This is a genomic window from Massilia sp. 01N410 (genome assembly GCF_056399665.1).
This window is the reverse complement of sequence record NZ_JBFTRV010000011.1, coordinates 18,927-38,185: the sequence shown is the minus strand read 5'-3', so window position 1 is coordinate 38,185 and position 19,259 is coordinate 18,927. Positions and strand designations below refer to the sequence as shown.

General features: G+C 62.1%; 19 protein-coding genes. 13 read left to right on the top strand and 6 right to left on the bottom strand.

Going from position 1 to position 19,259, the window contains the following annotated elements; translation table 11 throughout:
• Positions 1–98: 98 nt before the first annotated feature.
• Positions 99–728, bottom strand: coding sequence for an HAD hydrolase-like protein (locus tag AC1DOP_RS15880; RefSeq protein ID WP_442121248.1), 630 nt, complete (start codon positions 726–728; stop codon positions 99–101).
• Between the two features lie 56 nt (positions 729–784).
• On the opposite strand from AC1DOP_RS15880, the gene AC1DOP_RS15875 reads away from it, so the two are divergent.
• Positions 785–1,561 carry a hypothetical protein gene (locus AC1DOP_RS15875; RefSeq protein WP_477252163.1) on the top strand — a complete coding sequence of 259 codons (777 nt, stop codon included), beginning with the start codon at positions 785–787 and terminating at the stop codon, positions 1,559–1,561.
• 15 nt (positions 1,562–1,576) lie between these two features.
• Here AC1DOP_RS15875 and AC1DOP_RS15870 read toward each other — a convergent pair whose 3' ends face one another.
• Positions 1,577–2,089, bottom strand: coding sequence for a hypothetical protein (locus tag AC1DOP_RS15870; RefSeq protein ID WP_477252161.1), 513 nt, complete (start codon positions 2,087–2,089; stop codon positions 1,577–1,579).
• 255 nt (positions 2,090–2,344) lie between these two features.
• On the opposite strand from AC1DOP_RS15870, the gene AC1DOP_RS15865 reads away from it, so the two are divergent.
• Complete coding sequence (locus AC1DOP_RS15865; RefSeq protein ID WP_477252159.1) at positions 2,345–3,523, top strand: acyltransferase family protein; 1,179 nt, start codon at positions 2,345–2,347, stop codon at positions 3,521–3,523.
• A gap of 12 nt (positions 3,524–3,535) precedes the next feature.
• On the opposite strand, the gene AC1DOP_RS15860 is transcribed toward AC1DOP_RS15865, so the two are convergent.
• Positions 3,536–5,092 (bottom strand): TonB C-terminal domain-containing protein, encoded by a 1,557-nt coding sequence (locus tag AC1DOP_RS15860; protein ID WP_477252157.1) that lies wholly within the window; start codon positions 5,090–5,092, stop codon positions 3,536–3,538.
• Between the two features lie 218 nt (positions 5,093–5,310).
• Here AC1DOP_RS15860 and AC1DOP_RS15855 point away from each other — a divergent pair, with 218 nt between their 5' ends.
• From AC1DOP_RS15855 to AC1DOP_RS15830, 6 genes are all read left to right on the top strand, one after another.
• A complete protein-coding gene (locus AC1DOP_RS15855; protein WP_477252155.1) occupies positions 5,311–5,589 on the top strand; it encodes an SHOCT domain-containing protein in 279 nt (92 codons plus the stop codon).
• Between the two features lie 33 nt (positions 5,590–5,622).
• Positions 5,623–7,173, top strand: a complete 1,551-nt coding sequence (locus AC1DOP_RS15850; protein ID WP_442121254.1) for a hypothetical protein — start codon at positions 5,623–5,625, stop codon at positions 7,171–7,173.
• 46 nt (positions 7,174–7,219) lie between these two features.
• Positions 7,220–7,810 carry a hypothetical protein gene (locus tag AC1DOP_RS15845; RefSeq protein WP_477252153.1) on the top strand — a complete coding sequence of 197 codons (591 nt, stop codon included), beginning with the start codon at positions 7,220–7,222 and terminating at the stop codon, positions 7,808–7,810.
• A gap of 11 nt (positions 7,811–7,821) precedes the next feature.
• A complete protein-coding gene (locus tag AC1DOP_RS15840) occupies positions 7,822–8,817 on the top strand; it encodes a hypothetical protein (protein WP_477252151.1) in 996 nt (331 codons plus the stop codon).
• An 8-nt stretch (positions 8,818–8,825) separates the two neighbouring features.
• Complete coding sequence (locus tag AC1DOP_RS15835) at positions 8,826–9,125, top strand: YkgJ family cysteine cluster protein (RefSeq protein ID WP_442121257.1); 300 nt, start codon at positions 8,826–8,828, stop codon at positions 9,123–9,125.
• Between the two features lie 78 nt (positions 9,126–9,203).
• Positions 9,204–9,491, top strand: coding sequence for a hypothetical protein (locus AC1DOP_RS15830; RefSeq protein WP_477252149.1), 288 nt, complete (start codon positions 9,204–9,206; stop codon positions 9,489–9,491).
• A gap of 51 nt (positions 9,492–9,542) precedes the next feature.
• Here the strand turns inward: AC1DOP_RS15830 and gyrB are convergent, their stop codons facing one another.
• The 3 genes from gyrB to dnaA form a co-directional block, all read right to left on the bottom strand.
• Positions 9,543–12,047 carry a DNA topoisomerase (ATP-hydrolyzing) subunit B gene (gene gyrB, locus AC1DOP_RS15825; protein WP_442121259.1) on the bottom strand — a complete coding sequence of 835 codons (2,505 nt, stop codon included), beginning with the start codon at positions 12,045–12,047 and terminating at the stop codon, positions 9,543–9,545.
• A 169-nt stretch (positions 12,048–12,216) separates the two neighbouring features.
• Positions 12,217–13,323, bottom strand: coding sequence for a DNA polymerase III subunit beta (dnaN, locus tag AC1DOP_RS15820; protein WP_442121260.1), 1,107 nt, complete (start codon positions 13,321–13,323; stop codon positions 12,217–12,219).
• A gap of 119 nt (positions 13,324–13,442) precedes the next feature.
• Positions 13,443–14,882, bottom strand: coding sequence for a chromosomal replication initiator protein DnaA (gene dnaA / locus AC1DOP_RS15815; protein ID WP_442121261.1), 1,440 nt, complete (start codon positions 14,880–14,882; stop codon positions 13,443–13,445).
• Between the two features lie 360 nt (positions 14,883–15,242).
• On the opposite strand from dnaA, the gene rpmH reads away from it, so the two are divergent.
• The 5 genes from rpmH to mnmE all read left to right on the top strand — a co-directional run bounded on the left by rpmH (position 15,243) and on the right by mnmE (position 19,258).
• Positions 15,243–15,377 (top strand): 50S ribosomal protein L34, encoded by a 135-nt coding sequence (gene rpmH / locus AC1DOP_RS15810; protein ID WP_075796440.1) that lies wholly within the window; start codon positions 15,243–15,245, stop codon positions 15,375–15,377.
• A gap of 35 nt (positions 15,378–15,412) precedes the next feature.
• Complete coding sequence (gene rnpA, locus AC1DOP_RS15805) at positions 15,413–15,841, top strand: ribonuclease P protein component (protein WP_442121262.1); 429 nt, start codon at positions 15,413–15,415, stop codon at positions 15,839–15,841.
• Positions 15,838–16,080, top strand: a complete 243-nt coding sequence (gene yidD / locus AC1DOP_RS15800; protein ID WP_442121263.1) for a membrane protein insertion efficiency factor YidD — start codon at positions 15,838–15,840, stop codon at positions 16,078–16,080. The genes rnpA and yidD overlap by 4 nt, the downstream gene beginning before the upstream one ends.
• Positions 16,081–16,090: 10 nt before the next feature.
• On the top strand, positions 16,091–17,773 hold the full coding sequence (gene yidC, locus AC1DOP_RS15795; RefSeq protein ID WP_442121264.1) for a membrane protein insertase YidC: 1,683 nt from the start codon (positions 16,091–16,093) through the stop codon (positions 17,771–17,773).
• Between the two features lie 105 nt (positions 17,774–17,878).
• Positions 17,879–19,258, top strand: coding sequence for a tRNA uridine-5-carboxymethylaminomethyl(34) synthesis GTPase MnmE (gene mnmE / locus AC1DOP_RS15790; protein WP_442121265.1), 1,380 nt, complete (start codon positions 17,879–17,881; stop codon positions 19,256–19,258).
• Position 19,259: the final 1 nt, after the last annotated feature.

Below are 19,259 nucleotides of genomic sequence, written 5' to 3'. Positions count from 1 at the left end.
TTTATTCATGTAAATACTATTTGAATGCGAAAGTTTAGCATGCGAAGTAGTTGCTTTCAATGAGGGAGAACCACAATTTTGTGCGTTGCAATAAATTCTTACAAATCAGCTATCCGGCGCAGCTCGGATGGGGTGAAGAATTCGACGTCGCAGCCTGCCGTCCGCAGCGCCTCGATGGCGGCATAGCCCCAGTGCACGGCGCCGAAGGCCACGCCGGCCTTGCGCGAAGCTTCGGCGTCGGTGCCCTGGTCGCCGATGCAGATCGCCTCGCCGGCGGCGACGCCGCAGCGCTTCAGCACCGCGCGGATGCGGCTGGCCTTGCCGAAGATCGACATCCCGCATTCGAACTGCCTGACCAGGGCGGACAATTCCGGCCCCAGCACGGTGCGCACGTTGTGCTCGGAGTTCGACGACACCACCGTGATCAGCACGCCACGCTCGGCCAGGTGCCGCAGCGCCTCGGCGACGCCGTCGAACAGCGCGATCGAGCCGGCGCTCTCCTTCATCATCGCCATGAAAGTACGGGAGGCCGCCGGCAGCTTCCAGGCCGGCATGCCGACGTGCTCCATCATCTGCCGCGTGTTGTAGTGGCGCAGGTGGGCGGACTTCTCGATATCGATGCGGCGGAAACCATGACGGTCAGCAATCGTGTTGAAAACACTGAGGAAGAAGGGGAAGGAATCGGCCAGGGTGCCGTCGAAGTCGAAGATGGCGAGTCGGTAAGTCATGGGTACCGCAGCGTGGGATAATTGCCGACTAGACTATACATGATCCCGAGCCCGCCTTGACCACCGTCCTCGTCCTGAAGCTGTGCCTTGTTCCTGCCCTGATCTACCTGGTCACGCTGGCTGGACGGCGCTGGGGACCGAACGCGGCCGGATGGTTGTCGGCACTTCCCATCGTGGCCGGCCCTATCCTGTTGACCATGGCGATCGAGCAGGGTTCCGGCTTCGTGGCGACCGCCGCCGCGCATACCCTGATTGCCGTGATCGCGGTGCTGGTGTTCTGCCTGGCCTACGCCTGGGCTTCCGGCCGCTTCGGCGTTCCCGGCTCGCTGCTGGCGGCGCTGACGGCCTATGCGGCCGCGGTGGCGGGCCTGCAACTGATCGAACTGCCGCTGCTGCCGGGCTTCGTCCTGGTCGTCTGTGTGCTGGCGCTGGCGCCGCGGCTGTTCCCGCGCATGCATGGCGCCGGCGCACGCAGCCCGGTGCAGCCGAACGACCTGGCGCTGCGGATGCTGGCCGGCGCCCTCCTGACCCTGACGGTCACATATGCCGCCGCCGGCATCGGGCCGCGCCTGAGCGGCTTCTTTGCGATGTTCCCGGTGATGGGGACGATCCTGGTCGGCTTCTCGCATGCCGCATCGGGGCGCGAGTATGCGGTAAATATCCTGCTAGGCATGGTGCGCGGGTATTACGCGTTTGCGACTTTCTGCGTGGTGCTGTCGCTGCTGTTGCGCGGGCAGTCGATCGGGCTGGCGTTTTGCGTGGCGGCCGGGGCGGCGCTGATGGTGCAGGTGGCGAGCCGGCGCGGGTTGGCGGTGCCGATGAGGCGGGGGTGATGCCTGGACTGGATGTCAGCAGCGGAGTTCCCGGAAACGCTGCCGCATCAAGAACAGGCGTGCCTGGACGTCGCGTAATGCGTTCTGTGCGGCTCGCTTTTCTTCGTTTTCCGTGGTGACGAGGTCCTGATCCAGGCGACGGCATTCCTGTTGTGCTACCCAAGGTAGCTTCACTCGTCGCACTTCGACTTCGAACTGTTTATTGCTCATGCCGGTGAGCGGACGTACCATTTCGGCGAACATTTCCCGCTCAAGCTCACGTTGGACATCGGGACCAACTCGCTTTTCCCCGGAAAGTTTGTTGACTCCCCGAGTCGGCTCGACCTCCAGTTTTTCGGCACCCAGGCAGGGTGAATCCGAGTAGGTAAGCTTGCCTTGTTCCGCACATTTGTAGAGCGTCCGCGAAGGCGCGTGCAGAGTCTGCGCCGACGCACCGGTTGCGGTACTCAGCGTATATGTTCCGAAAAGGAATATAGCGACAAATTTCGGTACGCATCCAATGGAGAGCCTGAGCTTATTCGTTTGCACTAAAGGCGCCTTTTAATACGTTTCTTCATAGAACTATATTCCATGGACGCCTGCCGAAAATCCTCACATTCCCACCATATAAAAGGTAATTTGATCGCGAATAATCACAGCTAAATGATGCGTATTGACGGAAGTTACTGAATGTAACGAGTGGCCGTATTCAGCCTTGGTGGGCTATCATTCGCGCCCGCTCGGCAATATCGGCAGCACCTTGCCCGATGAAGGTCGGGTAAGGAATTGCTGAGGATATTGCCGATGAAGTTAGGAATGGGAGCAGGTGGGCCCCAACGGACGGTCCAGAAACAGTTTGGCCTGATTAATCTGCTGAAGGCCGGCGCCGCGCAGCTGATCGTCCTGCACCACCTGGCGTTCTATGGCCCGATGGCCGATCAGGCGCGGCCGCTGATGCCGGCGCTGATCGACTGGCTCGACGAATACGGCCGCATCGCCGTGCAGGTATTCCTCGTCGTCGGCGGCTTCCTGGCCGCGAAATCGCTCTCCCCGCAAGCCCATCCCGGCATTGAACATCCTTTCGCCACGATCTGGCGCCGCTATATCAGGCTGGCACTGCCCTTCATGGCGGCGATGCTGCTGGCGATCGGCGCCTCCGCATTGGCCAGCCAATGGATGACCCACGATTCGATCTCGGCGCCGCCGACGCTGCCGCAACTGAGCGCACATTTTCTGCTGCTGCATGACGTGCTGGGTTATGAGGCCCTGTCTGCAGGCGCCTGGTATGTGGCGATCGATTTTCAGCTGTATGCGCTGGTGACCCTGCTGTTGTGGAGTGCCGGCCGCGTTTCGAACCAGCGGCGCCGGTCCTGGCTGACGCCGGCCGTGGTTGCCATTGGCGTCTGCATCTCCCTGCTGTATTTCAATCGCGATGCCGACTGGGATGTGTGGGCGCCGTATTTCTTCGGTAGTTACGGGCTCGGCATGCTGGCATGGTGGGCGAGCGATCCGGCGCGCCGGCCAGGCGAAACCGCCGTGCTGCTGATGGTCATGGTGGTGCCGACGCTGCTGGCATTGAATCTCGAATTCCGCAGCCGGATTGCGGTGGCGCTGGTGGTGGCTTGCGTGCTGTTCCTGTTTGGCCGCATCAGGCTCGCGGATTATCGCGGCCATGGATGGGCGCTCGTGAATCGCATGGCGGCGATCTCGTTTTCGGTCTTCCTCGTCCACTTTCCGGTATGCCTGGTGGTGAATGCGGCGTTTACCCGTTTCGTGTCGGATCAGCCGCATGAGCAGGCGCTCGGGATGCTGGTGGCGTGGATGGCCAGCCTGGCGGCCGGAGCGGCCTTTTACCGCTGGGTGGAAAAGCCCTTGGGCCGGGTGCTGACGAGTTTCATGCAGCCTGCGACGCCTCGGCCATCCCTGTCGATCCAGACAGGAATGCAGAGCCGGGCCGTTGCCAAGCTACGGCTTTATCGTTAATCCAAAGGGGATTCATTCCAGCCGGACGGCAATATCGAAGATCCAGGTACGGCGGATTTCGATCACGTCGTACTGGCGCGCCAGCGACGGCGGAAATGCCCCATAGGGAGCCTGGCTGGCGATGATCTTGCGCACTGCGTCGTCGATGGCGGGAACGCCGCTCGACGTCACGAAGGTCACCTTTTCAACGGTCCCGTCGGACCGTACGGCGATCGTCACCGTCGGCCGATTGTGAGCTTGCTTGATGACCTCGCGGATCATCTCGAAGGTCATGTTCTTTTCGATCTTCTGGCTGATCGCCTCGGCGTAAAGGACGAGATCGCGATTCGCATCGGCGCGGCCGAACAGCCAGCCGCGGCGCAGGTTGCTGGCCGAGGGGAGGGTAGAGCGCGATGCCGCATCGCGTTGTGCCGCCTCCTGAGCCAACTGTCTTCCGATCGCCTTGAGGCGCTCTTCGCGTTCGGCTTCCTGCGCGGCCTTGTCACGTAGCGCCTGTTCCCGCCGTGCGGCGTCGGCGCGTTCCTGTTCCAGTTTTTCTGCCGCCAGGCGCGCCTTTTCGCCCTGAGCGGCCTGCTCTTGACGCAATGCTTCCTGGCGTTGTGCTTCCAGCTGCGCCTGTTTTGCCTGTTCTTGCCGAACGGCTTCCTGCCGGGCGGCCTCCTGGCGGGCGCGTTCCTGGCGCTGCAGTTCCAGTTGCGCCTGCTTTGCCTGCTCTTGCCGGATGGCTTCCTTGCGCGCCGCTTCCTGCCGAAGGAGTTCGGCTTTTTCCTGTTCTTGCCGGGCAGCCGCTTCCCGCGCTTTTTCTTCCTGCTTAGCCTGTTCCTGACGCAAAGTTTCGCGTCGCAGACTCTCCTGCCGCGCAAGTTCCTGGCGTTCGGCGTCCAGTCGGGCCGCCTCGTCCTTTGCGGCCCGTTCGGCGCGGGCAGTCTCTGCGCGGAGCAGCTCCTGGCGGCTTGCCTCGCGTTGTGCAGCGGCCATCAATTCGGTTTGCCTCAGGTTTTCAGCAAGCTGCTTCTCCTGTTCGAGTCCGGCCTGATCGAGTGCCGCACGCTCCTGGATCGCCTGTTCAACCGGAGGCTGCGCGACTTCGCGGGTGATGCTTTCGGTTGGCGCTTCGTCGATGTGTGCCGGGGACTGTCGCGGCACAGGGGCCGTCGACAGCTTTGCAAGGGCTTGCTTGTTCACCGTCATGACGGGTTCGACCGCGGATGCAGGCGCCGAGGCCGCAGCCGGCTTGGGATTCGGCAACGGCGCCGCAATCGGCGACGTCGACACGGACGACACCGTGCTGCCGAGCGTGGAGACGTTCTCCGGCGCGAGCACGGGATTGGCTTCCTGGGCGGGCGATTCCGGCCGCGGCGGAAAGACGCTGTTGCGGGCCTGTGCCGGCGCCGGCAATGGCGCGAGCATGACCCGTAAATCGTCGGCGCCGAGCCGCCTTTCTTTCCATGGCAGCTTGAAGCCGGGAAGGCCGAAGGTCTGGCCACCGAAGGTAATGCTGAGTAATAGCGCGTGAAGCAGCACGGCGATCAGTAGCGCCGTGCTCATGCGCCGTTGATCGCTCTGCATAAGAAGGCCACCGAAGTGCCTGGTGCTGGCTATCGAAAACATGAGCACAGACTATCACAGCGGTATTCTCTATTAATAGAAAAACAAAGAAAGCGTGGTTTCTTTGCCAGTCCAGCGGCACATGGCGAAGCTGAGGCTTGATCGATGAATTCCCGCGACGCCTTTTGTCGCTGCCTTGATGAGAATACCTTCTAGCTTGGAATTTTATTCAATAAATCATGCGCATTATTCTGATGATCGGCGTCATCCTTTTCTTTTTCTTCCTGCTTTGCGGCGTCTATGCCAGCCTGGCCTCGGTCGCGCGTGGCGCCGGCCGTATCTGTTCCCGCCTGGTAGCGAAACCGGAGCCGGTTGTCGCCGATGCAGCCGGGCGCGATCCGGATCAGGTCGACAAGCTGAAAAGCCTGTTCGAGCTTTACCAGCACGGCGCCTTGACGAAGGAAGAATTCAACCAGCTCAAGCGTCATTTATTTTCCACAATGCAAGTCCAGTCCTGAAGCCCGTAAAACCAGCGTGCTATGATAAAAGTTATGAAAAAGAAAGATAAATTGTCGGCTGGAACAGCAAAACGGGATTCAGACACCGTGCGCGCAGGCGTCGTCATGTCGGCCAGGGAGACGGTGGAACGTTTCGGCAGCGCGAACGCCGAATACATCAAAGGTTATCGCGGTGTCGATAACGAGACCGGCCAAAAACTGGCGAAGGGCCTGGCCGGCATTGCCAAGCACAAGGTCAGTGCAAATCCGGAAGAAGCTGCCAAGAACATCAAGCAGCAGGCCGGTTTTTCGGCCGAAGTGGCGACTACCAGCCGCGATAACGCGGAAGCCATCATCAAGGGCTCGAAACAGCGTACGGTAAGGAGTGACGACCTGCCGCAGTATGGGAAAAACCATAACGTGGTCGACCGGGTCCAGGTTCTCGACGGGCAGATCGTCCAGGGTACCGAAACCCAAATGAAATTCGTCGGTAACCGCAATCAGCTGTTTGCCCGGATCGCCGGCGAAGACGGCAAGTTCGCCCGCTATCGCGGCGTGAAGCTGGAACTGCCGTCCGAACAGTTTGTCGACGCCAAGGCCTATTGCCAGAAACAGGCCGAAAACCTGCGCAAGAATGCCGAGAAGGCCGAGCAGAACGGCAAGCCCGAGGTGGCCGCCAGGTTGCGGCGCGAAGCCGCGAATTACGAGGAACTTGCCGACAACGTCTGCGACAGCGGCCTGACGACGCAAGAGGCTATCTTCTACCGCCAGCATCCGACGCTCGCCACGGTACGCGACATTGCCAGGACTAGCCACCGGGCCGGCACGCAGGCGGCCAAATACGGCGCCGTTATCGGCGGCAGCGTTTCCCTGCTCAAGAATGCCTTCGCCGTGGCGCAGAACGAGAAGGAATTGCGCGAAGCCGCCGGCGAGATCGCAAAAGACGTCGTCAAGTCCGGCGCCACCGCTTACGGTACGGCTTTCGTCGGCTCGGCAACCAAGGCCCTGATGCAGCAATCCAGCCGCGAAGGCATCCGCGCGCTGGCGAATACCAGTGCTCCTACGCTCGTGGTCAATGTCTGCCTGTCCCTGGGCACGTCGATCGCCAGCTACGTGCGCGGCGAGATAACGGAATCGCAGCTGCTCATGGAAATCGGGGAAAAGGGTACGGGCATGCTGTCGAGCGGCATGTTTGCTGCGCTTGGCCAGGTGGTGGTCCCGATTCCCTTCGTTGGCGCCGCGATCGGCGGCATGGTCGGCTACACCCTTTCCTCGATTTTCTACCAGAGCGCGCTCGACGCGGCAAAAGGGGCGGAGCTGTCGCGCGAACACCTCGCGCGGGTGCGCGCCATCGAAGCCGGTGCGCGGGCGCAGATCGCCGAGGAGCAGGCCGCGCTGGACGCGATGGTGGCCAGCGAGATGCCGCAGCTGCGTCGTGAAACACAGGACCTGTTCCAGGCGGTCGATGCACTTCGCGGCGGCGGCGTCGACGACCTCGCCGCCGCCATCAATCACTACGCGACCTTGCTCGGCAAGCAGTTGCAGTTTGCATCGCAATCGGAATTCGATGCTTTCATGGATTCCGACGAGCCATTGCGGCTGTGAGCGTGGCGCGTCAATTCACTTTTTCCAAATAAGCCGGAGGTAATACATGCTGCTGAAGCAGCTTTCTGATGAGGACAAGCGCACTTTCCTTTGCATGGCGGAGCTGTTGAGTCTGTCGGACAAGCCCGTTCTTTGGGGCGGCAAGCGGCGCGAAACGATTGCGGACAATGCCAAATCCGCGAACGTCACGATCCAGCGTGACGAGCATGAAACCCGGATGATGGAAGAACTGGCGTCGATTGCCGCGGACAAGGGAGGCGGCAGTTTCTTCCTCCACAGGCTTCCCGGCATTCCCCTCGGCCGCTCCGATATCGAATCCGAACTGGTCGCGCGGATCAAGCCTCTGCGACTGCACGACGAGGACGACCCGGCCGTGCGCGTCCGGGTGGCAAGCGAAGTACTGCGCGAGATCCTGAAGGACAAGAAAGCGGACATTCCCAGCGCGCCCAAGCTGATGCTGTTCGAACTCATGATGCTCGCCCTGGCGGACGGCAGCATTTCGAATATCCAGTGGCAGCTGCTGGACGAGTTCAGGCATCACTACCAGCTTGAAGACTACATCTTCAACGACCTGCTGGAACGCGCCCGGACCACCTATGTAGAAACCCAGAAGACCCTCGCCATCATTCTCGAATAAGGACAATAACCATGGCCGTTCCCATCATTCTCGGCGCGATTGCGGGCGCCACCGCCCTGTACGGCGTCGTCAAAGGCGCCAGCGGCGCCATCGATCACAGCAATGCGAAAGACATCAATACCACCGCCCAATCGCTGGTCGACGGCGCCAACCGCAGCGTCGAAGAGCAGCGCAAGGCGACGAATACGGTCCTCGAGGACTACGGCACCCGCAAGCTGCGCGCTTTCAATGGGGTCATCGCCGATTTCGTCGACACCTTCGGCAAGCTGAAGAACGTGAAGGCCGTCCACACGCCCGAGCTGGACAAGCTGAACCTGGGCGATTTTTCGAAGATCACGCTGCAGGCGCTGCGCGACGACTATGCGCTGCTCAAGAGCTCGGGCCTCGGCCTGGGTTCGGGGCTGGGCGGCGGCGCGGCGCTGGCGTTCGGCGCCTATAACGGCACGATGCTGCTGGCCACGGCCAGCACCGGCACCGCCATCTCGACCCTGAGCGGCGCGGCGGCAACCAACGCGACCCTGGCCTGGATCGGCGGCGGTTCCCTCGCCGCGGGCGGTGGCGGCATCGCGCTCGGCACGATGGTATTGGGCGGCATCGTAGCCGGCCCGGCCCTGGCCATTTTCGGTCACATCGTCGGCAACAAGGGCGAAGAGGCGCTGAACAATGCCTACAGCAACCTGGAACAGGCCCGTACGATCAAGAAAGAAGCCGAACTCATGTGTTCGAAGCTCGAAGCCATCCAGCGCGTGTCTTCGCTCGCCAACACGACCTTCTCGAAAGTCAGCTCGAAGCTGCGCCGTGCCGTGAGCGACCTGACGAGCACCGTGGAAGCCAGCGGCGTCAATTACGCCAGATATTCGGACGAGGAGCGCGAAATCGTGTTCCGCTCGGTGAAGTTCGCCCAGCTGGTCAAGGCAATGATCGATACGCCTATCCTCGACGAGAATGGCGCCCTGGTGCTGTCGACCGAAAAGCGTACCGAGGAAATCGCCGCACTGGCTGCCTGACGATGTCCATGCACGATGTCGTCGCTCCGCGCCGCACCTTTCCTTGCACCGGGTGCGGGGCATGCTGCAGGCATGTCGGCCTTGCGGAGGAAACGCGTTTCCTCGACCGCGGCGACGGCACGTGCAGGCATTTCGACGAAGCGGGCAGGTCCTGCGCGATCTATGCGGAGCGCCCGCTGGTTTGCCGCGTCGATCGTTATTACGACGCCCATTATGTCCACCTGGTCGGCTGGGATGAATTCATCGAATTGAATCTCATGGAATGCGCCCGCCTGGCCGCCATGGACGAAGCTACCTCCCCGGACTGAGCAATTTCAACACGTCCATTCCCGTCCCGTATTTCAATTGCTGCCTGTGCCCGGCTTTGGAACGATGGAGCGTGAATAATGCAGCGATCCCTGATTTGTCTTGTCCTGGCGATGCAGGCATTTCCTGTGCCGGCCCAGGATTATCTTCCGCGCGACGTGCAGCGCTTCATGGACCGCCGTGAAAGCTGCGACCAGGTCCGGCGCATCAAGGATGCCGATGGCCGGATCCTCAAGCCCTGCATGGGAACGGACAAGGAGCTTGCGCAGTTGAAGCGCAAATACGCGGCCAATTCGACGATCATGCAGATTCTGAATCAGTTCGAAGCGTCTATCGACGTGGCTGAGGCGCCGGTTCGGCGCAAATGAAAAAGCCAGCCCCGAAAGGCTGGCTTTTGGCCGATCAGCGATCGGGCAGGATCAAACGTCGATATTCCCCGCCTGCAGCGCATTCGACTCAATAAAGTGACGACGCGGCTCGACCTCATCACCCATCAAGGTGGTGAAGATCTGGTCCGCAGCAATCGCATCCTCGATCTGCACCTTCAGCAGGCGGCGCACGGTCGGATCCATGGTGGTTTCCCACAGCTGCTCCGGATTCATCTCGCCCAGACCCTTATAGCGCTGCTTGGACACGCCACGCTCGGCTTCCTCGCGCAGCCATTCCATGGCCTGCTGGAAGTCGCGCACGGCGAATTCCTTCATCTTCTCGCCTTCGCCGCGGCGGATGATGGCGCCGTCGCCCATCAGGCCCTGGAAGGTGGCGGCCGAGCTGGCCAGGGTCGCGTAGTCGGCGCCGGCCACGAAGTCGGCGTCGATCGAGGTCACCTGCACGTTGCCGTGGTGGATGCGCTCGATGCGCAGTGCGTGCTTGTCCGACAGTGCGTCGGAGCGCACGCCAACCTTCACGCTCGGGTCCTTGACCGCGTCGGCCAGGGCCTGGGCCGATTTCTCGGCGGCTTCCTGGCTCGACAGGTCGAGGGTCACGCCGGTCATGATGGCGGACAGCGCGGCGCGGTCGATCACGCGCGTCAGGCGCATCATGATGGCGTTGGCCTTGTTGTACTTCTCGACCAGGTCGCCCAGGGCGCCGTCGGTGATCGGTTCCGCGCCGTCCTTCGGCAGCAGGGCGGCGCCGTTCAGGGCCACGCGCATCATGTAGCTCGCTTCCTCGACGTCGTCCTTCAGGTAGCGCTCGTCGCGGCCGGCCTTCACCTTGTACAGCGGCGGCTGGGCGATGTAGATGTGGCCGCGTTCGACCAGTTGCGGCATCTGGCGGTAGAACAGCGTCAGCAGCAGGGTGCGGATGTGGGCGCCGTCGACGTCCGCGTCGGTCATGATGATGATGCGGTGGTAGCGCAGCTTGTCGACGTTGAACTCGTCCGGGCCGATCGAGGTGCCGAGGGTCGCGATCAGGGTCGTGATCTGCTCCGACGACAGCATCTTCTCGAAGCGCGCCTTTTCCACGTTCAGCACCTTGCCGCGCAGCGGCAGGATGGCCTGGAATTTACGGTCGCGGCCCTGCTTGGCCGAACCGCCTGCGGAGTCACCCTCGACGATGTACAGTTCGGCCAGCGCCGGGTCGCGTTCCTGGCAGTCGGCCAGTTTGGACGACAAGCCCAGCCCATCCATCACGCCTTTGCGGCGGGTCAGGTCGCGTGCCTTGCGGGCGGCTTCACGCGCGCGCGCGGCTTCGACGATCTTGCCGCAGATGATCTTGGCGTCGTTCGGCTTTTCGTTCAGGAAGTCGGTGAGCGTCTTCGCCACGATCTCTTCGACCGGGCCGCGCACTTCCGACGACACGAGTTTGTCCTTGGTCTGCGACGAGAACTTCGGCTCGGGCACCTTCACGGACAGCACGCAGGTCAGGCCTTCGCGCATGTCGTCGCCCGAGATCTCGACTTTCGCCTTCTTGGCGAATTCGTTCTCGTCGATGTACTTGTTGATCACGCGGGTCATCGCCGCGCGCAGGCCGGTCAGGTGGGTGCCGCCGTCGCGCTGCGGAATGTTGTTGGTGAAGCACAGCACCTGCTCGTTGTACGAGTCGTTCCACTGCATCGACACGTCCACCGAGATATTGGTGCCCTGGTCCGACAGGCGGTCGCCGGTGGCCTGGAACACGGTCGGGTGGAGGACGCTCTTGGCCTTGTTGATGTACTCCACGAAGCCGCGGGTGCCGCCTTCGAAGGCGAAGATTTCTTCCTTGCCGTTGCGCTGGTCGGTCAGCTTGATGTTGACGCCGTTGTTCAGGAAGGAGAGTTCGCGGATGCGCTTGCTCAGGATCTCGTAGTGGAACTCGACGTGGGTGAAGATTTCCTCGTCGGCCCAGAAGTGGACCTCGGTGCCGCGCTTGTCGGTGTCGCCGATGATCTTCATCGGGGACACTTCCACGCCGTCGACGACTTCGATGATGCGGTCCATCGGAACGCCGCGCGAGAACTCGAGCTGGTGCACTTTGCCTTTTTGGCGAACGGTCACGCGCAGCAACTTCGACAGCGCGTTCACGCAGGAGACGCCGACGCCGTGCAGGCCACCGGAAACCTTGTACGAGTTCTGGTTGAACTTGCCGCCGGCGTGCAGTTCCGTCAGGGCGATCTCGGTTGCCGAGCGCTTTGGCTCGTGCTTGTCGTCCATCTTGACACCGGTCGGGATGCCGCGGCCGTTGTCGGTGATCGAGATCGAGTTGTCGGAGTGGATCGTGACGTGGATCTCGGTGCAGTAGCCGGCGAGGGCTTCGTCGATCGAGTTGTCCAGCACCTCGAACACCAGGTGGTGCAGGCCGGTGCCGTCCGACGTGTCGCCGATGTACATGCCCGGACGCTTTCGCACGGCCTCCAGGCCTTCGAGGATCTGAATCGACGAGGCGCCGTACTCTTCCGCCTTGGCAGGAGAGGATTCCAAAACTGCTTGAGTGTTCTCGGACATGACTGCTTTCTCAAATAACGTGTAAATCAGACGGCTGGCTTTTGGCTTGCTGTCTCAATCGTCTATGGGGAAGGCGTGCGATGCTGGTGTTGTTCAGCTCAGCATGGGTTCCCGCTTTCGCGGGAACGACGTAGCCACAATAGACGAATATATGGGCGCTTTGCCCTAATTAAATACGCATCGGCATGACGACGTACTTGAAGTCGCCATTTTCAGGAATCGACATCAGCGCCGACGAATTCGAATCGCCCAGCGAGATGTTCACCTGGTCGCACTTCAGGTTGTTCAGCACGTCCAGCAGGTAGGTCACGTTGAAACCGATGTCGATCGAATCGCCGCCGTAGTCGATTTCCAGTTCTTCCACCGCCTCTTCCTGGTCGGCGTTGGTCGAGCTGATCTTCATCGAGCCCGGGGCGATCAGGCAGCGCACGCCCTTGAACTTGTCGCTGGTCATGATCGCGGCGCGCTGCAACGAGCGCAGCAGTTCGTCGCGGCTGATCGTGAAGTCGTTCTTGTAACCCTTCGGGATCACGCGGGTGTAGTCAGGGAACTTGCCCTCGACCAACTTCGATACCAGTTCGATGTCGGCGAAGGTCAGTTTCACCTGCGAGGCGGCGATGTCCAGGCGGACGGTCTCGTCGCTTTCTTCCAGCAGGCGCTGCAGTTCGATGATGGTCTTGCGCGGGATGATGACTTCCTGGCGCTCGAAGGACTGCTCGGCTTCCACCTGGGCGAAGGCGAGGCGGTGGCCGTCGGTCGCGACCGCGATCACGTTGTGGCCGTCCAGCACCAGCAACAGGCCGTTCAGGTAGTAGCGGATGTCCTGCTGGGCCATCGCGAAGTGCACCATGTTGAACAGGTGCTTCAGCGTCTTCTGCGGCAGGGTGACGGAGGCGTTGTAGGTGTCGGCCACGGAGACGGTCGGGAATTCCTCGGCCGCCAGGGTCTGCAGGGCAAAGCGCGACTTGCCGCTCTGCACGGTCAGGCGCTTGTTCAGCAGGGTCATCGTCACGTCGCCCGATTCCGGCAGGGCGCGCAGGATGTCGAGCAGCTTGCGGGCCGCGACGGTGGTGCCGGTTTCTTCAGGGCCCGAGCCGATATTGGCCAGGGTCGTGATCTGCACCTCGGTGTCGGTCGACAGGAAAGAAACGCTCTCGCCATTCTTGCGGATGAGGATATTGGCCAGAATCGGCATGGTGTGCCGACGCTCGACAATACCACTCACGATCTGCAGTGGCCGGAGAAGCGTGTCTCGGGTGGTTTTGACCAGTTGCATAAATATCCCTCGGTTTTTATAAGGTAAAAATGTTGTCTGCGCAATATTTTGCCAGAAATCACTAAGGAAAAACCCTCCCGGCACATCCCTTACAGCGAGAGGGTTTTACCCGCCGTGCATCAGCCCTTCAGTGTCTGCTCCAGCACGTGCAGTTCATGGTTGCATTCGGCATTTTTCTGCCGGTCCTGGGCGATCTTGCGCACGGCGTGCAGCACCGTCGTATGGTCGCGGCCGCCGAACAGCTCGCCGATCTCCGGCAGGCTCTTCTGGGTCAGTTCCTTCGCCAGGTACATCGCGATCTGGCGCGGACGGGCGATGTTCGCCGGGCGGCGCTTCGAATACATGTCCGCGACCTTGATGTTGAAGAAGTCGGCCACGGTCTTCTGGATGTTTTCCACCGAAATCTGGCGGTTCTGTACCGACAGCAGATCCTTCAGGGCTTCCTTCACCACATCGATGGTGATCTCTTTGCCGTGGAAACGCGAGTAGGCCAGGATCTTGCGCAGCGCGCCTTCCAGCTCGCGCACGTTGGAACGCAGGTGCTTGGCCACGAAGAAGGCGACGTCGTCGTTCAGCACCACGCCTTCCGATTCCGCCTTCTTCATCAGGATCGCCACCCGCATCTCGAGTTCCGGCGGTTCGATCGCGACCGTCAGGCCGGAGTCGAAGCGCGAGATCAGGCGGTCGTCCATGCCGGTGATCTCTTTCGGATAGGTATCCGAGGTGATGATGATCTGCTTCTTGGCGGCGATCAGCGCTTCGAAGGCGTAGAAGAACTCTTCCTGCGTGCGGCTCTTGCCGCCGAAGAACTGAATATCGTCGATCAGCAGCATGTCCAGCGAGTGGTAGTAATGCTTGAAGTCGTCGAAGCCCTTGCGCTGGTAGGCGGTGACGACGTCGCGCACGTACTGCTCGGCGTGGATGTAGCGGATGCGCGCACCCGGCTGATCCGCCATCACCTGGTTGCCGATCGCGTGGATCAGGTGGGTCTTACCGAGGCCGACGCCGCCGTAGAAGAACAGCGGGTTGTAGGAGACGCCCGGATTGTTCGCGACCTGGATCGCGGCGGCGCGCGCCAGCTGGTTGGCCTTACCGGTCACGAAGTTCTCGAAGGTGAGCTCGGGATTGACGCGGCTCTGCTCGCGGCGCGGGTTGTTGGCGATGACGTTGTCCGGCGTGACCACCGGGGTGGCCGGCACGGTGTTGTCGGCGGCGGCATTGATGCCCAGCGCGCCGCTGCCACCGTTGATCCCACTGAGGCCGGCGCCGTTGCCCTGGCTGCCGGTGGACGTGGTCGGGGCCGGCTTTTTCGGCAGGTTCCGCGGGTCGAGCACGAACTGCACGTCAACCGGACGCTCCCAGAACTCGGAGGCGAGGGCGGTGATGCGATTGGCGAACTGCGATTTTACCCAGTCGAGCTTGAAGCGGTTGGGCGCCGCAATGCGCAGCTTACCGTCCTCATAGTCGAGGGCGACAAGTGGTTTGATCCACGCGGTATATTGCTGCGGCGTCAGCTCGAGTTCCAACTGCGTAGAACAGGCTTGCCAAAAGTTTTCCATACATCGACCAAGTTAAAGCGTAACACTCTATTTTAACTGTCTTCTCGAAAGTTATCCACAGGCGCGGCAGGTTTTTTCCACCGAATCTCAACAGCGTGATGCACATGCGCAACCGTTTTTCCTGCGCCCTCGGCGGCGCTGCAATGCAACAGCTTCCTTGACAGCTCGACTGAAAATGCTGTCTAATTCAGGGTTCCCCGCCCACACGCATTGCCGACTCAGGCACTCAGCACATGGGCGAACAAGCTTTGCTGAGGCGTGACGCTGGCTTAACAACTGCGAAATGTCATCGGCGTATTGCCGGCTCACGAGAAGCCGGCTCCGATTTTTTGCATTCTTTTTGCTTTAAGCGAGACCACCATGAAACGTACTTACCAACCTTCCGTCGTTCGTCGCAAGCGCACGCACGGCTTCCGCGCACGTATGGCTACCCGTGGTGGCCGTCTGGTCCTGAACGCACGCCGCGCCAAGGGCCGCAAGCGTCTGGCTGTCTAAGCCAACAGACGCTCCTGTCGACCGCGCTTCAAGTAATGACAGGCGAAGGTTCGCACGACTTCGCGCGCGTTCGGCGTATCGTAAAAACGGATGAGTTTTCATCCGTTTTTCGTTTGCGCCCGGTACAAAAAACCGCGCATTTCGTGCTCTATACCCGACCGAATGACCTGCCGCACGCACGGCTGGGCGTCGTCGCGGCCAAACGTTTCGCTCCGCGCGCGGTCACGCGTAACACCATCAAGCGCATCACGCGCGAACTGTTCCGCACCACGCCGCTCCCTGGCATCGACTGCATCGTGCGTCTCGCGCGGCCGGTCAACGCCAAGGACGGCCCGGCCACGACCGCGGCCCTGAAGACGCTGCTGCGCACCGAGCTGGCGCGCCTGTTCGCGTCGCAGGCGCCAAGGCCGCGCAAGCCGGCGCCGGCGCCTGCGCCGGACAGCTCGGGACGACAGCCATCATGAACTGGCTGCTCGTCCGGCTGTTGCGCGGTTACCAGTTACTGGTGTCTCCGATGTTCGGGCCGAGCTGCCGTTTTTATCCGACCTGTTCCAATTACGCGATCGAAGCGGTGCGCACGCATGGCGCCGCCCGTGGCGGCTGGCTGGCCTTGCGCCGCGTCTGCCGCTGCCATCCCTGGAACGCGGGCGGTGTCGATCCGGTGCCATCCCCACCAACCGCTTGCGGTTGCAACCATTCCTGAATAAGACCCAATGGAAATCAATAAACGTACCATCCTGTGGATCGTGTTCGCCGTCTCGCTGGTCGTCCTCTGGAACGACTGGATGGTGGCCAACGGCAAGCAGTCGATGTTCTCGCCGGCGCCGCCTGCCAAGGTCGCGACCGCGCCCGCTACCCAGCCGAAAGTGAACGATCTGCCGGCCCAGGCCGCCACGCCCGCATCCGTGCCCGAGTCCGGAGCAAGCCCGGTTCCGGCCGAAGGCGCCGCCGCCGCACCGGCACCGATCCAGACCAAGATCATCACGATCACGACCGACGTCTACAAGGCCGACATCGACACCGCCGGTGGCGTGATCCGCCGCCTGGAGCTGCTGAAGTTCCGCGACAAGGTCGACAACACCAGGAACCAGCTGCTGTTCCACGTCGATCCGGCCAAGGGCCGCCTCTACCTGGCGCAGACTGGCCTGACCCCGGCCGCGACCGGCGTCCTGCCGAACCACAACACCCCGTTCGTGGCCAAGCCGCTGGTTACGCTCGATAACGGCAACCAGACTCAATTAGTCCTGGAAGCGGAGCAGGGCGGCGTGCGCCTGACCAAGACCTTCACCTTCCGCCGCGGCGACTACGTGATCGGCGTGCGCCATGACGTGACCAATATCGGCACCGTGCCGGTATCGCCGTCGCTCTACCTGCAGCTGCAGCACGACGGCAGCAAGCCGGAAGGCGACACCTACTTCAACAGCAGCTACACCGGTCCGACCCTGTACACCTCGCAGGACAAGTACCAGAAGCTGACCTTCGAGAAGATCGCCAAGGGCAACGCCGAGCACGCGACCAAGGCCACCGACGGCTGGATCGCGATCTCGCAGCACTTCTTCGTCTCGGCCTTCATCCCGCCGGAGAAGGTCCAGCGCGACATCTACACGAAGAGCCTGGGTAACAACCTGTTCGCCATCGGCACCGTGATCCCGCTGGGCACCGTGGCGCCGGGCGCGACCGTGTCCGACGAGGCCCGCCTGTACTCGGGTCCGCAGGAAGAGAAAGTGCTGGAGAAGGTCACCCCGGGCCTGGAGCTGGTGCGTGACTACGGCTGGGCGACCATCATCGCCAAGCCGATTTTCTGGACCATGGACCAGCTGCATCAGATGATCGGCAACTGGGGCTGGACCATCGTCGCCTTCACTATCCTGATCAAGCTGCTGTTCTTCCCGCTGTCCGCAGCCGGCTATCGCAGCATGGCCAAGATGAAGACCGTGACGCCGAAGATGCAGGCGATCCGCGAGCGTCATAAAAACGATCCGGTCAAGATGCAGCAGGCCACCATGGAGCTGTACAAGACCGAGAAGATCAATCCGCTGGGCGGCTGCCTGCCGATCCTGATCCAGATGCCGGTGTTCCTGGCCCTGTACTGGACCCTGCAGGCCGCGGTCGAAATGCGCGGCGCGCCGTGGATCCTGTGGATTCACGACCTGACCGCCCCGGACCCGTTCTACGTGCTGCCGATCCTGTACGCGATCTCGATGTTCGTGACGACCCGCCTGAACCCGCAGCCGGCCGATCCGATGCAGGCCAAGATGATGATGTTCATGCCGCTGGCGTTCTCGGTCATCTTCATCTTCTTCCCGTCGGGCCTGGTGCTGTACTGGGTGGTGAACAACCTGATCTCGATGGCGCAGCAGTATGTGATCACCAAGAAGTATGCGCCGGCGAAGTAAGTCTGTGATGCTTTGATCGGAAAGCCCGTGTTCGCACGGGCTTTTTTTTCGCCACCGTCGTCCCCGCCTGCGCGGGAATGACGATGGTAGGTACAATCCTCCTCTATGAAACTCGACACCTCCCCAATAGCCGCCATCGCCACCGCCCCCGGCCGCGGCGGCATCGGCGTCGTGCGCGCCTCCGGCAAGTCGCTGGCGCCGCTGATCGACGCCCTGTTCCCCGGCTTGACGCTGGCGCCACGCCACGCCACCTACATCCCGTTCAAGGACGCCGCGGGTAGCGTCATCGACGAAGGCCTGGCCCTGTACTTCAAGGGCCCTCACTCCTATACGGGCGAGGACGTGCTGGAACTGCAGGGCCACGGCGGTCCGGTGGTGCTGCGCATGCTGCTGGCGCGCGTGCTGGAAGCCGGCGCGGACGTCGGCCTGCGCCTGGCCGAACCGGGCGAATTCACGCGCCGCGCCTTCCTGAACGACAAGCTCGACCTGGCCCAGGCCGAGGCCGTGGCCGACCTGATCGACGCCTCGACGGAAGCCGCCGCCAAGTCGGCCTCGCAATCGCTGTCCGGCGCCTTCTCGAAAGTCGTGCACGAGCTGGTCGACAAGACCATCAACTTGCGCATGCTGGTCGAGGCCACGCTCGACTTCCCGGAGGAGGAGATCGACTTCCTCGAGAAATCCAATGCGCGCGGCCAGCTGGCTGGCATCATCGACGCGCTGGAACACGTGTTCCGCCAGGCCGCGCAAGGTGCGCTGCTGCGCGAAGGCCTGAACGTGGTGCTGGTCGGCCAGCCGAATGTGGGTAAATCCTCGCTGCTGAACGCGCTGGCCGGCGCCGACGTCGCCATCGTCACCCCGATCGCCGGTACCACGCGCGACAAGGTCAGCGAGACCATCCAGGTCGAGGGCATCCCGCTGAACATCATCGACACGGCCGGCATCCGCGCGCTGGACGAGGGCATCGACGTGGTCGAGCGCATCGGCATCGAGCGCACCTGGGGAGAAGTCGGCAAGGCCGACGTGATCCTGCACCTGCTGGACGCGAACCTGGGTCCGGCCAAAGCCGACGAGGAGATCGTCGCCGCCTTCCCGGAAGGCGTGCCGGTCATCCGCATCTGGAACAAGATCGACCTGTCGGGCCACAAACCCTCGGTGGACGCGGGCGCGGACGCGACCCACATCTACCTGTCGGCCCACGAGAAGATCGGCATCGAGCTGCTGCGCGCGGAACTGCTGCGCATCGCCGGCTGGCAGCAGACCGGCGAATCGCTCTACCTGGCGCGCGAACGTCACCTGATCGCCCTTCGCGCGGCGCGCGAGCACCTCGATGTGGCGGCGGCGCACGCGGCGCTGGACGACCAGTCGCTCGACCTGTTTGCCGAGGAGCTGAGGCTGGCGCAGGATCAGCTGTCCAGCATTACCGGGCAGTTCACGCCGGATGATCTGCTGGGGGTGATTTTCAGCCGCTTCTGCATCGGCAAGTAAT